This window comes from Allobrachymonas wangyanguii, assembly GCF_045055315.1.
Lineage (GTDB): Bacteria > Pseudomonadota > Gammaproteobacteria > Burkholderiales > Burkholderiaceae_C > Brachymonas > Brachymonas wangyanguii.
Window position 1 is genome coordinate 1,199,895 of sequence record NZ_CP173677.1, and the last position, 14,080, is coordinate 1,213,974.

The 14,080-nt window shown below is 59.5% G+C and carries 14 protein-coding genes; 8 read left to right on the top strand and 6 right to left on the bottom strand.

All coding sequences use genetic code 11. The features are described 5' to 3' along the window. Positions 1-3: 3 nt before the first annotated feature. Together ACI3EV_RS05815 and ACI3EV_RS05820 are read right to left on the bottom strand one after the other, a co-directional pair. Positions 4-666 (bottom strand): Smr/MutS family protein, encoded by a 663-nt coding sequence (locus ACI3EV_RS05815; RefSeq protein ID WP_337692103.1) that lies wholly within the window; start codon positions 664-666, stop codon positions 4-6. An 18-nt stretch (positions 667-684) separates the two neighbouring features. Continuing rightward, entirely contained in the window at positions 685-1,137 is a 453-nt protein-coding gene (locus ACI3EV_RS05820; protein ID WP_337692104.1) for an RNA-binding S4 domain-containing protein, read from the bottom strand. 137 nt (positions 1,138-1,274) lie between these two features. On the opposite strand from ACI3EV_RS05820, the gene ACI3EV_RS05825 reads away from it, so the two are divergent. Beyond that, positions 1,275-2,357, top strand: coding sequence for a patatin-like phospholipase family protein (locus tag ACI3EV_RS05825; protein ID WP_329771338.1), 1,083 nt, complete (start codon positions 1,275-1,277; stop codon positions 2,355-2,357). Between the two features lie 31 nt (positions 2,358-2,388). Here the strand turns inward: ACI3EV_RS05825 and ACI3EV_RS05830 are convergent, their stop codons facing one another. Then, complete coding sequence (locus tag ACI3EV_RS05830) at positions 2,389-3,237, bottom strand: pyruvate, water dikinase regulatory protein (RefSeq protein WP_337692105.1); 849 nt, start codon at positions 3,235-3,237, stop codon at positions 2,389-2,391. Between the two features lie 22 nt (positions 3,238-3,259). Then, positions 3,260-3,856, bottom strand: a complete 597-nt coding sequence (locus ACI3EV_RS05835) for a hypothetical protein (protein ID WP_337692106.1) — start codon at positions 3,854-3,856, stop codon at positions 3,260-3,262. A 125-nt stretch (positions 3,857-3,981) separates the two neighbouring features. Between ACI3EV_RS05835 and clpB the strand changes: the two genes are divergently transcribed. Then, positions 3,982-6,591 (top strand): ATP-dependent chaperone ClpB, encoded by a 2,610-nt coding sequence (gene clpB / locus ACI3EV_RS05840; protein ID WP_337692107.1) that lies wholly within the window; start codon positions 3,982-3,984, stop codon positions 6,589-6,591. Positions 6,592-6,680: 89 nt separating this feature from the next. Here clpB and ACI3EV_RS05845 read toward each other — a convergent pair whose 3' ends face one another. Then, a complete protein-coding gene (locus ACI3EV_RS05845) occupies positions 6,681-6,959 on the bottom strand; it encodes an SWIB/MDM2 domain-containing protein (RefSeq protein WP_018715118.1) in 279 nt (92 codons plus the stop codon). A 248-nt stretch (positions 6,960-7,207) separates the two neighbouring features. Between ACI3EV_RS05845 and rraA the strand changes: the two genes are divergently transcribed. After that, the gene (gene rraA, locus ACI3EV_RS05850; RefSeq protein ID WP_337692108.1) at positions 7,208-7,711 is read left to right on the top strand and encodes a ribonuclease E activity regulator RraA; all 504 of its coding nucleotides are present in this window, start codon (positions 7,208-7,210) and stop codon (positions 7,709-7,711) included. Positions 7,712-8,141: 430 nt separating this feature from the next. Further along, a complete protein-coding gene (aceA, locus tag ACI3EV_RS05855; protein ID WP_337692109.1) occupies positions 8,142-9,458 on the top strand; it encodes an isocitrate lyase in 1,317 nt (438 codons plus the stop codon). Between the two features lie 105 nt (positions 9,459-9,563). Here the strand turns inward: aceA and ACI3EV_RS05860 are convergent, their stop codons facing one another. Continuing rightward, positions 9,564-10,565 carry an integron integrase gene (locus tag ACI3EV_RS05860; protein ID WP_026320603.1) on the bottom strand — a complete coding sequence of 334 codons (1,002 nt, stop codon included), beginning with the start codon at positions 10,563-10,565 and terminating at the stop codon, positions 9,564-9,566. A 124-nt stretch (positions 10,566-10,689) separates the two neighbouring features. Between ACI3EV_RS05860 and ACI3EV_RS05865 the strand changes: the two genes are divergently transcribed. The 4 genes from ACI3EV_RS05865 (at position 10,690) to ACI3EV_RS05880 (ending at position 14,080) form a co-directional block, all read left to right on the top strand. Continuing rightward, positions 10,690-11,802, top strand: coding sequence for a hypothetical protein (locus ACI3EV_RS05865; RefSeq protein ID WP_337692110.1), 1,113 nt, complete (start codon positions 10,690-10,692; stop codon positions 11,800-11,802). Positions 11,803-11,892: 90 nt separating this feature from the next. Beyond that, a complete protein-coding gene (locus ACI3EV_RS05870; RefSeq protein WP_048608579.1) occupies positions 11,893-12,738 on the top strand; it encodes an ANT(3'')-Ia family aminoglycoside nucleotidyltransferase AadA11 in 846 nt (281 codons plus the stop codon). Between the two features lie 51 nt (positions 12,739-12,789). Further along, a complete protein-coding gene (locus tag ACI3EV_RS05875; protein WP_156816052.1) occupies positions 12,790-13,368 on the top strand; it encodes a hypothetical protein in 579 nt (192 codons plus the stop codon). 88 nt (positions 13,369-13,456) lie between these two features. Further along, on the top strand, positions 13,457-14,080 hold the full coding sequence (locus ACI3EV_RS05880; RefSeq protein ID WP_337692111.1) for a hypothetical protein: 624 nt from the start codon (positions 13,457-13,459) through the stop codon (positions 14,078-14,080).

Genomic DNA, 14,080 nt, shown 5'->3' on the forward strand with positions numbered 1-14,080 from the left:
GCCTCAGAGCAGGGGGTGCACGCCCGGAGCCAGCAGCACGATCAGCGCACCGGCACCACCATCATTGGGGCGTGCCTGGACAAAGGCCAGCACCTCTTTTTTCTGTATCAGCCAGCCATAGGTCTTGTGCTTGATGATCGAGGTCTTGCCCGGTGAACCCAGGCCCTTGCCGGTGATGATGCGCACGCAACGCACCCCCTGGCGCTGGCATTCGCGGATAAACGCGCCCAGCGTTTCGCGTGCGCCGTCACGGCGCAGGCCGTGCAGGTCCAGCTGGCGCTGCACGCTCCAGTAGCCCTTGCGCAGCTTGCTCGTCACGTCCGGCCCGACACCGGGCTGGCGGTAGCTCAGCTTGTCATCGGTTTCGAGGATGCTGCTGATATCGATCTCGTCGCTGAGCGATTCCAGCAGCACCGATTGCTGGTCGCGCTCGCGCTGCAGTGGCCGCGGCAGGGCCGGTGCCGGGCGCAGGTCGATGCGTTGCTGGTGGTGTGAGGGCACGGGCGTGACCGGCCCGACGGCCTGGGCAAACAGCTGGCTCGCCGTCTGCTGGCGGTGTCGCGCTTCTGCTTCTTCCTGGACGCGGCGGCGGGCCAGCGCGCGCTGCTCTTCCAGCACCGTCTTGAGCTGCTTCAGCTCCTGCAGGGAACCCACTCCGTACTTCATGATGGGGAGAGTATCGCATCAGCCGTCCAGGCTGGCACTCCAGCGCTTGCCCCAACCGGATGCGGCATCCGGGTTTTCACGCGCCTGCTGCAGCTGGCGGCGGTCGCGCTTGGTCGGGCGGCCATGCTGGATCGCATGCGCCGGCTCGGCGGCATAGTGTCGCTGTTCGGCCAACGTGGCGCGCAGCGCGATGCTGTCGGGGGTTTCCTCGTACAGCTGCTGGGCCACCGGAGCCGGGCCACGGCGTGGCGACAAGCCTTGCACGATCACGGTGCGTGTGCTGTAACCCTGGCGCACGCTGATCTGGTCGCCGACCTTGATATCGCGTGCCGGCTTGCAGTCCTGATCGTTGACGCGTACGCGGCCCTTGTGGATCTCGTCTACGGCCAGGGCACGCGTCTTGTAGAAGCGGGCGGCCCAGAGCCACTTGTCGATGCGCATGCGTTCAGTATTCAGGGAGGTATCGGCCATGGTGTGCAATTGTCGAGTCCATCCGCGGTACAGCTTACCGAAAAAACGTGTCCGTGACGGGAAAAGCCGGCCAGGCACGGAAAGCTTGCGGGATTCCACTACCATGGGGGCATCGTCGCCAAAACCAAGAACTGCCCATGACCGACACCACGCCCCAGCCCGAGGACATCCGCCGCATCAACCTGGCACTGCAGGGAGGCGGCTCGCACGGCGCCTTCACCTGGGGTGTGCTGGACCGCCTGCTGGAAGACGAGCGCCTGCAGTTTGACGGCATCAGCGGAGCCAGTGCCGGCGCGGTGAACGCAGTGGCGGTAGCGCATGGTCTGGCGGTCGGGCATCGTGATGGTGTTGATGGCCGTCGCCATGCACGCGACAAGCTCGGCAGCATCTGGCGCAGCGTGATGGCGACTGGTGCCGTCAATGCCATCAGCGGCAATTTGGGCAATGTGCTGCCGTTCTGGTCACTGCTGCCCGATCCGGGCCGCATGCTGGGCAATGCGCTGATGCAGTTCACCTCGCCCTACAGCATGAACCCGCTGGACCTGAATCCGCTGCGGGCGCTGCTGAGCCGCGAGATCGATTTCGAGGCGATCCGCGCCCATCGCAACGGCCCCAAGCTGTTCATTTCGGCCACCGAAGTCAGCTCCGGCAAGGCCGAGGTGTTCACCAAGCGCGAACTGTCGCTGAATGCGGTGGTGGCCTCGACCTGCCTGCCGCAGGTCTACCAGGCGGTCACGGTGGACGAGCGCACCTACTGGGATGGCGGCTATGTCGCCAACCCGCCGATCACGCCGCTGATTGCCCAATGCCGCTCGGCCGACATCCTGCTGGTGCAGATCAGCCCGTTGACGCGTGAGGGCGTGCCCACCACGCCGACCGCCATCATGGACCGCATCAACGAGATCACCTTCAATACCAATCTGCTGGCGCAGATGCAAATGGTGGGCTTCATCAACCGCCTGATCGACGAAGGCAAGCTGCAGGAGCCCGAATACAAGAAGGTGCTGGTGCATCGTATTGACGGCGGCGACACCATGCGGGAGCTGGGCTCCTACTCGCAGGGCTCCACCGATACCGTGATGATGGAGCGGCTGTTTGACCTGGGGCGCGAACAGGCATCAGCCTGGTTGAAGAAACACTTTGGCGCGCTCGGCGTCAAGAGCAGCATCAATATCCGGCGCGACTACAAGGACGACAACGCCCTCACCATGCGCTGCTGATGCCGCAGCGCAGGGCAGGGCGGCGGCCGGGCTACAGGTCGGGCTGCTCCAGCGCCAGTTCCTGCAGGATGGTGGTGGCGATTTCCTCGATCGACTTGGTGGTAGTCGACAGCCAGCGCACGCCAGTGCGGCGCATCATCGCTTCGGCGGCGGCGACTTCAGCACGGCAGTTGGCCAAGTCGGCATAGCGCGAATTGGGGCGGCGCTCGTTGCGGATCTCGCTCAGGCGCTCGGGCTGGATCGTCAGGCCGAACAGCTTGCTCTTGAACGGTTGCAGTGCCGGCGGCAGTTGCATGCGCTCGAAGTCTTCCGGGATCAGCGGGTAGTTGGCGACCTTCAGGCCATGCTGCATGGCCAGATAGAGCGAGGTCGGCGTCTTGCCGCTGCGACTGACCCCGATCAGGATCACATCTGCCTGTGACAGGTCACGACTCGTCTGGCCGTCGTCGTGCATCAGGCTGTAGTTGATGGCGTCGATGCGCGCGCGGTAGGTATCGCTCTTGCTGACATCGGAGAAGCGGCCGACACGGTGGTGCGACTTGGCGCCGAGTTCGGCTTCCAGCGGGTTGATGAACATGGAGAACATGTCCATCACCATGGCGTTGCAGGTGCTGTTGATGCGCTCGACGATCTCGCTGTTGACCAAGGTCATGAAGACGATCGGGCGCACGCCGTCTTTTTCGGTCACGGCATTGATCTGCGCGATCACGCGGTCGGCCTTTTCCAGCGTGTCGATGAAGGGGACACGCGTCTGGCGTGCCGGCACGTCGAACTGGGCCATGATGGCGCGGCCAAAGGTTTCGGCGGTGATCGCGGTGCCGTCGGAGAGATAGACCACGGTGCGATGCGGCTTGGTGTCGTGCTGGGCGGAGAGGGGCATGATGGTCACGGCGGGTTGGAAATCAGTTCAGGTACTTGGGGCGTTCCAGGGTATCGAGCGGGTTGCTGTCGCTGGCAGGCTTGCTGCCGTCCGCGCTGGCGGGTGCAGACGGATCCGGCACATCCCAGCCGGAGCGGCCAAGGGCGGCATCCAGCATGGACATGCAGGCGTGCAGGGTTTTTTCATCCAGCTCGATGGCCCACTGGCGTGCCTGCTTGCTGTCGTCGGGCTTTTCCTGCAAGGAGATCTTCAGGCGCTTCTGCTTGGGCAGGGGCTGCATCTGCACGGTATGCACCAGCAGCGGATCGTCGCTGGAGGTGGTGGCGGCGAAGGGCTTGCTGAAATCGGCTTTCTGTCGCACTTCCTCGCGTTTCAGGTCAGACAGCATCTGCCGCGTGCCCATGTCGGCCAAGGCCACGCTGGAGGCGCCGGTGCCGTGCGCGGCCTGCATTTTCGAGACGTGATCGGTCACGACCTCGTTCAGGCGCGGCCACAGGCCGAGGCAGAGCCGGCGCGTCAGCCAGGCCGATTGCTCACCGGCATCGTCGGTGAAATTCACGCGCCACAGGATGCGATCCTGCAGGGCGTCGTAGAGGATGCTGATCTGGTGGACATTCATGGGCAACACAACAGGATCCATCGAAGATAGGCACAGTGTAACCTTGCGTGAGCGTTGGCCACGCGCGACCTTGAAACCGGGCGAATCATACGTATATGGTAGGCATTGAAGGAGGATACTTTCCTATGCGACTAGACAAACTGACAACCAAGTTCCAGGAAGCCCTGTCCGATGCACAAAGCATCGCGCTGGGCAAGGATCACGCCTATATCGAACCGGCCCACCTGGTGGTGGCCATGCTGCGCCAGGAAGATGGCCCGGGCTCGCTGCTGCAGCGCGCCGGCGTCAACGTGCCCGGCCTGCTGGCAGCGGCCGAGGGCGTGGTGAATCGTCTGCCCCAGGTGCAAGGCCAGGAGCAGGTGCAGGTTGGCCCGGATCTGGGCAAGCTGCTGCAGGCGACCGAGAAGGAAGCCATCAAGCGTGGCGACCAGTTCATCGCCAGCGAGCTGTTCATGCTGGCGTTGGCCGATGCCAAGGGCAGTGCCGGCGAAGCGGCCAAGGCCAACGGCCTGACGCGCAAGAGTCTCGAAGCCGCCATCGAGGCGGTGCGTGGCGGCCAGAGCGTGGACAGCGCCGATGCCGAGGCGCAGCGCGGCGCACTCAAGAAGTACACGCTGGACCTGACCGAGCGTGCCCGCATGGGCAAGCTCGATCCGGTGATTGGCCGTGACGACGAGATCCGCCGCACGCTGCAGGTACTGCAGCGCCGTACCAAGAACAACCCGGTGCTGATCGGCGAACCCGGCGTCGGCAAGACCGCCATCGTCGAAGGCCTGGCGCAGCGCATCATCGCCAACGAAGTGCCCGACAGCCTGCGCGGCAAGCGTGTGCTGTCGCTGGACATGGCGGCGCTGCTGGCTGGTGCCAAGTACCGCGGCGACTTTGAAGAGCGCCTGAAGAGCGTGCTGAACGAGCTGGCCAAGGACCAGGGCCAGACCATCCTGTTCATCGACGAGATCCACACCATGGTCGGTGCCGGCAAGGCCGATGGCGCCATGGACGCGGGCAACATGCTCAAGCCGGCGCTGGCACGCGGCGAGCTGCACTGCGTGGGCGCGACCACACTGGACGAATACCGCAAGTACATCGAGAAGGATGCCGCGCTGGAGCGCCGCTTCCAGAAGGTGCTGGTGGGCGAGCCGACGGTGGAAGACACGATTGCGATCCTGCGCGGCCTGCAGGAAAAGTACGAGGTACACCACGGCGTCGAGATCACCGACCCGGCCATCGTGGCCGCGGCCGAGCTGAGCCACCGCTATATCACCGACCGCTTCCTGCCGGACAAGGCGATCGACCTGATCGACGAGGCCGCGGCGCGCATCAAGCTGGAAATCGACTCCAAGCCGGAGGTGATGGACAAGCTGGACCGCCGCCTGATCCAGCTGCAGATCGAGCGCGAGGCGCTGAAGAAGGAAACCGACGAGGCCTCGCAAAAGCACCTGGAGCTGATCGAGGACGAGATCCTGAGCCTGCAGAAGGAATACGCTGATCTGGACGAGATCTGGAAGAGCGAAAAGGCCGCCGCGCAGGGCAGCCAGCAGGTGCGCGAGGAGCTGGACAAGCTCAAGTTCCAGATCGAGGAGTTCACCCGCAAGGGCGATTTCAACAAGGTGGCCGAGCTGCAATACGGCAAGCTGCCCGAACTGGAAAAGCGCCTGAAGGAAGCGCAGGACAAGGAAACCGCTGCCGATGGCAACAGCAAGGGCAACCAGCTGCTGCGCACGCAGGTGGGCGCGGAAGAAATCGCCGAGGTGGTGAGCCGCGCGACCGGCATTCCGGTGGCCAAGATGATGCAGGGCGAGCGTGACAAGCTGCTGCAGATGGAAAGCAAGCTGCACGAGCGCGTGGTCGGTCAGGAAGAGGCGATCAGCGCCGTGGCCAACGCCATCCGCCGCTCACGTTCCGGCCTGTCCGATCCAAACCGTCCGACTGGCTCCTTCCTGTTCCTCGGCCCGACCGGCGTCGGCAAGACCGAGCTGACCAAGGCGCTGGCCGGTTTCCTGTTCGATTCCGAAGAGCACCTGATCCGCATCGACATGAGCGAGTTCATGGAGAAGCACTCGGTGGCCCGCCTGATCGGTGCGCCTCCGGGCTATGTGGGCTATGACGAGGGCGGTTACCTGACCGAGGCCGTGCGCCGCAAGCCCTATAGCGTGATCCTGTTCGACGAGATCGAGAAGGCGCACCCGGACGTGTTCAACGTGCTGCTGCAGGTGCTGGACGATGGCCGTTTGACCGATGGTCAGGGCCGTACCGTGGACTTCAAGAACACGGTGATCGTGATGACCAGCAACATCGGATCGCCGATCATCCAGGCGATGGTGGGCTCCGAGCAGCAGGAAATCAAGGACGCGGTCTGGGACGAGCTGAAGACGCATTTCCGGCCCGAGTTCCTGAACCGGATCGACGAGATCGTGGTGTTCCACGGCCTGGATGCCGCGCACATTGCCGAGATCGCCAAGATCCAGTTGCAGGTGCTGCAATCGCGCCTGGCCAAGCTGGAGCTGTCGCTCGACGTCACGCCGGCGGCGTTGGAAGAACTGGCCAAGGTCGGTTTCGACCCGGTGTTTGGTGCGCGCCCGCTCAAGCGTGCGATCCAGCAGCGCATCGAGAACCCGCTGTCGCGCCAGCTGATCGAGGGCGTGTTCCCGCCCAAGAGCGTGATCCGCGTGACGGTGGATCCGGTGCTGGCCCCGGGCGAGTTCCAGTTCAGCCCGGCACCGACCGAGGTCTGAAGCTGCGCTGCCCCGTGAGGGGCGGCTGTGCCCCGGAAAGCAGAAAGCCGACTCGACGAGTCGGCTTTCTTGCGTGGGCAGACTGAAGATTACTTCAGGTGCTTGCCGATCAGGCCGGCCATTTCAAACATGGTGACCTGCTTCTTGCCGAACACCTTGGCCAGCTTGTCATCTGCGTTGATGTTGCGCTTGTTGGCGGGATCCTGCAGGTTGTTGGCCTTGATGTAGTCCCACAGTTTCTTGATCACTTCGGTACGGGGCAGGGGATCCTTGCCCACCACGGCAGCCAGTTCGGCGCTCGGGGTCAGCGGCTTCATGAAAGCGGCGTTGGGGGTGCGTTTCTTGGGAGCTTCAGATTTGGTTGCCATGTGTTGTGTTTCCTTGCGATAGGGGTGTCAGGATGGGTGCTGAACCCTGCCTGGGCGACTACCCTGCGCATGCCGTCAGGGGAGATGCCTGATTTATAGCAGTTTTTTGCCCCTTGGCACCAGCTGTCAAGACAAGGAGTGGCGATTGCGGTCGTATTTGGCATGTCTGCACCCTGCCACAGGCCGTTATCATGGCGGGATTGGCAGCCTGCAGCAGGTTGCATGAACCAGCATGTCCGGAGATCCCGATGAGCGAGAGCAAGCCTTTTTCTACCTGTGACCAATGTGATCCGCACCGTGATGGCGCGCCGGCCGGCTTTGCCGCGCTGCCGCCGGTGTTCCGTGACTTTGGTGGAGTGACGCGTTTCAGCGGCCAGGTGGTGACGGTGAAATGCCATGAAGACAATACCAGCGTGCGTGCCACGCTGGAAACGCCCGGCGCGGGCAGGGTACTGGTGGTCGCCGGTGGCGGCTCTCTGCGCACGGCGCTGGTGGGCGGCAATATCGGCGTGCTGGCTGAAAAGAACGGCTGGGCCGGTGTAGTGGTGGATGGCTGTGTGCGTGACGTGGAAGAGCTGGCGCAGTGCCAGGTCGGCATCCGTGCGCTGGGCAGCATGCCGATGCCACCGCGCAAGAACCACGTCGGCCTGGTGGATGTGCCGGTGCAGGTGCAGGGCGTGACGGTGCGCCCGGGCGTCTGGCTGTATGCGGATGCGGACGGCATCGTGATCAGTGATGTGGCCCTGGACTGATTTGTCTGTTATTTGCCAACGAGCCAGCTTCCGCAGCTGGCTTTTTTGTGCCTGCTGCTGCCTGTGACAGGACTGTCACGTCCATCTGGCATGCTGCGAACGGCTGTACAGCGATGGAATTTCTCAAAACAGAAATATCTTTCATAGTATGAAAAGAAACTTGGCGAGCCGATGTTGCATGATTTCGCCAAAAGGTTTTTTATTCCGCACTATGGAATGAAGTTTGCAAGTTGTTGATTTATCAAGAAGAAAAAAACTCTTATATAAGACATAAGACACGGGTTCACTCTTATAGAAGACTTATCATAGAGTCCATGCCAGCAAGCAAAACCGACTGGCGAAGAGAGTGTCCTAGACACCGTGGAAGAGACAAGCGGCACGCAAGTGCAGAACCGAAGTTTTCACAATCTGATCTCAACTGGAGAGCACCATGACCCAACTGACCCGCGAACAACAAATCGCCGCCCTGGAAAAAGACTGGGCCGAAAACCCCCGCTGGAAGCTCGTGAAGCGCGGCTACAGCGCTGCTGACGTCGTGCGTCTGCGCGGCAGCCTGCAGCCCGAGTACACGCTGGCCAAGCGCGGCGCAGAAAAGCTGTGGGAAAAGGTCAACGGCGGTGCCAAGAAGGGCTACGTGAACGCCTTCGGCGCCATCACTGCTGGCCAGGCCATGCAGCAGGCCAAGGCTGGCCTGGAAGCCGTGTACCTGTCTGGCTGGCAGGTTGCTGCTGACGGCAACACGTCCGAGACGATGTACCCCGACCAGTCCCTGTACGCCTACGATTCCGTGCCCACCATGGTGCGCCGCATCAACAACACCTTCAAGCGCGCTGACGAGATCCAGTGGAGCCGCGGCATCAACCCGGGCGACGAAGGCTTTGTGGATTACTTCCTGCCGATCGTGGCTGACGCCGAAGCCGGTTTCGGCGGCGTGCTGAACGCTTTCGAACTGATGAAGAACATGATTGCTGCTGGCGCTGCCGGCGTGCACTTCGAAGACCAGCTGGCTGCCGTGAAGAAGTGCGGCCACATGGGCGGCAAGGTGCTGGTTCCTACCCAGGAAGCCATCGAAAAGCTGATCTCTGCGCGTTTCGCCGCCGACGTGATGGGAGTGCCCACCATCGTTCTGGCCCGTACTGACGCTGAAGCAGCCAACCTGATCACGTCTGATTACGACGCCAACGACAAGCCGTTCCTGACCGGCGAGCGCACGCAGGAAGGTTTCTACCGTGTGAAGAACGGTCTGGAACAAGCCATCAGCCGTGGCGTGGCCTACGCTCCCTACGCTGACCTGGTGTGGTGCGAAACCGGCACGCCGGATCTGGGCTTTGCCCGCGAATTCGCCCAGGCCGTGCACGCTGCCTGCCCCGGCAAGCTGCTGTCCTACAACTGCTCTCCTTCCTTCAACTGGAAGAAGAACCTGGACGACAAGACGATCGCTGCCTTCCAGGACGAGCTGTCTGCACTGGGCTACAAGTACCAGTTCATCACGCTGGCCGGTATCCACATCAACTGGTACAACACCTTCCAGTTTGCCCACGCTTACGCTCAAGGCGAAGGCATGCGCCATTACACCGAAATGGTGCAGGAACCGGAATTCAAGGCACGTGAGCAGGGCTACACCTTCGTGTCGCACCAGCAGGAAGTGGGCGCAGGCTACTTCGACGACGTGACGACCGTGATCCAGGGTGGTTCTTCCAGCGTGAAGGCTCTGACCGGTTCTACCGAAGAAGAACAGTTCCACTAAGCCCTACAGAGGCAGCTCCGCGCCGGCAACGGTGCGGGGGCTGTGCTGATAAGAGGCACAAGGAGACAGAGGCCACGGCGAAAGCCGTGGCTTTTTTGTGGGCGCTTATTGCAGGATATCGAGAGGACTGGAGACGCCGCGTCCTCCCTTGTTCAGGACGTGGGTGTAAATCATGGTCGTTGCCACGTCCGCATGGCCCAGCAGTTCCTGCACGGTGCGAATGTCGTAACCGGCCTGCAGCAGGTGTGTGGCAAAACTGTGCCGCAGCGTGTGGGGCGTAGCGGGCTTGGCAAAGCCGGCGGCCTGCACGGCGCGCTTGAACGCCCGCTGCAGTTGTTTTTCATCCAGATGATGCCGCCGCACGACTCCGCTGCGCGGATCGGTGGAATAGCTGGCCGCCACAAAGATGTATTGCCATCCCCACTGAGTGGAGGCGCCGGGATATTTGATGGCCAGTGCGTGCGGCAAATGCACGTCTGCCTTGCCGGCACCCAGGTCATCCTGATACAGCGCGCGCCGCCATGTGAGGTGCTGTTGCAGCGCGGCGGCCAGCTTCTGCGGCAGCATGGTGACCCGGTCCTTGCCGCCCTTGCCATCGCGGACAAGAATTTCCAGACGATCGAAATCCACATCCTTGACGCGCAGGCGGATGCATTCCATCAGGCGCATGCCGGTGCCGTATAGCAGTTGGGCCAGCAGCAGGGGCACGCCTTGCATGCGTGACAGCACGGCTTGCACTTCGGCTTGCGTCAGCACGACGGGAAGCCGGGCGGGACGTTTGGCACGCACCATTTCATTCATCCATGGCAGCTTGCTGTTCAGCACCTCGCGGTAGAGAAAGAGCAGGGCGGAGAGTGCCTGATTCTGTGTGGAAGCGGCAACATTGCCCTCGACGGCGAGGTGGGTGAGAAAGGCTTCTACTTCGGATGCGCCCATGTCACGCGGGTGGCGCTTGCCGTGAAACAGGATGAAGCGGCGGATCCACTGGACATACTGCGACTCGGTGCGTATGCTGTAGTGCTTAAGTCGCAGCTTTTCACGCACCTGGTCTAGCAGCTTGGGGGGCTTTGGCTTGGCTTCTGTGCTATATACTGTCTGCGGGGTCATATCTGGGGCTATGTTGTTGATCTATGATCAGATTGTAGTACGATATGACTAATATATACCGGTTTTATAGAAGTATGCACCGGTGGAGGTGCATACTGAACGTTAGCTTGCTTGGAGCCATCTCATGATTTGGTGGGTAGTCGCAGCAATCTTGCTTGCCTTCGTAGCATCGAAGGCTTGGCGTGTTTACAAGCATCCTGCACACCAATTGGGAATACAGGCAGCGAAACTCGGGTGGCGAGCAGCGGGTTCGATCAAAGACCCGTCAGGGTTTCGAAATACTCGCCTTGTTCGTGGCAACTATGAGTCCATCATCTTGTTCCGTGAACAAGAGGTTCGCCTTACAAAGCCAGAAGCAGAATATCCATTCAAAGACTATGACGAGTTAGAAGAATGGATTTCGGAATATGAACATGAGGCGCAAGAAAAAGACCCGGAAATCTTGTACTACCGGGCAATCGATTCGTACGTACGATCTGTTGGTTACTACGAACCGTTACTGGAACTCCAAGGAACGGATGAAGAATACTGTATCGCGGTGATGAAAACACACAAGGCAGCCTATCTCGCAAATGTCCCGGAGAAAATTGCTGGCGCGCTCACCCTCGATTCAGTAAAGCACTATTACCAGAACCGTGATTTCGCGCTCGTCTTCTTGCGGAAGCTGGAATCAAAGTGGTTGGCAGAATCAAATGCAGGCGCTAGTTTGGCATCTGATTCCCCCGACCATGAAAGCCCAGAGGATGCGGACAATTTCCATCCCTCATTGGATAAAGCGGTTGAACTCGTCCGCAGTTTTTTTGCTGATGTGGGCGGTAACGACCTGGCTGACAATCCTAGAACAGAGTTGGTCGCATACGCCGCAACGTATATCGCTATGAAAAAATCCGACAGCGAAATGCCCTCCGGATGCTGGAATACCTTCAAGGCAGCAATTGAAAACAGAATGCTGTCGATTGCGGATGACGGAAGCCAGCGCAGTGGAACTATTCAAACGCCAAACGGCCCAGCCTTCGCCCATTTCTCCAGTAGTTATTGGGCCGAGATGGACACTATTGAGGAATTGGCGAATAAAGCATTTACCTCTGTGAGTTCTAGTCGAGAGCTAGCTGCTTACCTTTTCCGCGCGCTTGGGGGAAATGCGGAGCAGGAGAGAGCATTTGAGAAACTCTTCTCGGGTCTAGTCGAGTTTGCCTCGCGGTCAATTTTTCCAAAAGTGGAGCGCGTTTTTGGCTGATGCCGTCTTTTCTGAGGCAGCGCAAGCTAACACTGCGCTCCAGGGGACGCGCCGCAAGCGGCGCGCCCCTGAGCTTGGACGTTAGACATCATGAGTAACGCAGTACCCGCCGAGATTTCGGTACAGCTATCACTGGCTCTCAACGCCATCGAGCGTCATCTGGAATCAACGTTGCTGGCCGTGCATTTGTACGGCTCTGCACTGGACGGTGGCCTGAAGCCATACAGTGATATTGATTTGCTGGTTACTGTGGCTGCACAGCTCGATGAGACTGTCCGACAAGCCCTGGTCGTAGATCTCTTGGAAATTTCTGCCTCCCCTGGCCAAAGTGAGGCTCTCCGCGCCTTGGAAGTTACCATCGTCGTGCATGGTGATGTTGTCCCTTGGCGTTATCCGGCCAGACGGGAACTGCAATTCGGGGAGTGGCAGCGTAAGGACATTCTTGCGGGCATCTTCGAGCCCGCCACAACCGATGTTGATCTGGCTATTCTGCTAACTAAAGTAAGGCAGCATAGCCTTGCATTGGCAGGTTCGGCCGCAGAGGATTTCTTTAACCCAGTTCCGGAAGGCGATCTATTCAAGGCATTGAGCGACACTCTGAAACTATGGAATTCGCAGCCGGATTGGGAAGGCGATGAGCGGAATGTAGTGCTTACCTTGTCTCGCATTTGGTACAGCGCAGCAACCGGCAAGATCGCACCGAAGGATATCGTTGCCAACTGGGCAATTGAGCGTCTGCCAGATCAACATAAGCCCGTACTGCTTGAAGCCCGGCAGGCTTATCTTGGACAAGGAGAAGATTGCTTGGCCTCACGCGCGGATCAGTTGGCGGCGTTCGTTCACTTCGTGAAACATGAAGCCACTAAATTGCTTGGTGCCATGCCAGTGATGTCTAACAATTCATTCAAGCCGAACCCGCTTCGCGGGTCGGCTTAATTCAGGTGTTAGGCATCACAATCCGTCTCCGTCCACGCAGTCTAAAAATTCATGTCTCTGTCCACCAACACCATTATCTCAAGCTTAGTCAGCGCCTCAAACCCCGTTCTCAAAATCAACGAAGTTGGGGGCCGACAGTGGTACAGAAAACCTAAGGATGGGCGACGCGGACCATGGCTTTCAGCGCAGTTCGAATTTTTAGATAAGGCTATTTGGGAACGCCGGGGCCCATGCATATATTTCGTGACTGATCAGAATGAAGTCCTCCGTTACGTCGGAATATCTCTAAACAAACTCTCTGATCGTTGGAGGACTTCACCCGCGTTCACAGAATCAGATGAGCCTCTTTCGGGTGATGAAATATTTCATAGCCAGTGCTGGCACCGCATTGCGCATCCCACTGAACGTGAAGCGTCGCCGTTCATCATTTCCGTCCTCTCGGGAAACGAAGTTCTCGCATTCTTGCCGAGCATCGACCATGAACTCTCCTCTTTAGCCGTCCTTCGCAACGACCCTGACATCATCGTTACCGTTCTTGAACTATGGGTGTGTAAATATGGTCACAGCACGCTTTGGAATAAGGCGCTCACTGGTGGCAAGAAGCCCCGCGCCTTGCGCACTGAAGCCTAACTGTTCGTCGCAGCCGACCGCTACGCGGCGGCTGAACTCAGGGCGTTAGGCCTCTCTGAGAAAATTCGCTCACCAACTCGGAAAGCACATGTCAAACAAAATAATTCAGGAACAGTTTGGACAAGCGATCATTGATGCGATGGCGAACTTCGCAAAAAATGACATCAAGGATGTTGCAGCGCTTGAAGCGGACGAATTCTCTCATGTGGCAGATCCAGCCATGAAGACCGCCTTAGCCGAAACTCTTTACGGAGCACGTTGGCTCTATAAACTTGGGCTTGCTCTTCTCGCAAACAATCAAGAGCAGTTTGCGCATGTGCGAGCGCAAATAGTGGACTACGCCTCAGTTGCCGAAGCATTGCTTGCTGACCTTATTGTTCAGGCCTATCGCAAAAACAAGCTTCAAGGACAAAGATGGCAATGCAAGTACGCTCGCGGCACAACACCATTAACATGGAACGCAGTGAATCCTGAGGAGACCGTCGCCCACACAACGTTCGAATGGCGCATCATCGTTGCACATGAATCAGGCATTATTAACAGCGCTCTGTCTGGCCAACTAAATGGCATTCGAACAAGACGCAACACAGTTCATCTTACGGCCAAGGTAAAAGCTGGCGTTAGCTACTACGCTGGCTTGGCCAAACGCTCTCACGCGGCAATGTTCGAGACAATTAAGCAAACAAAGGCTTGGTCAGTTGCAAATCCCTAA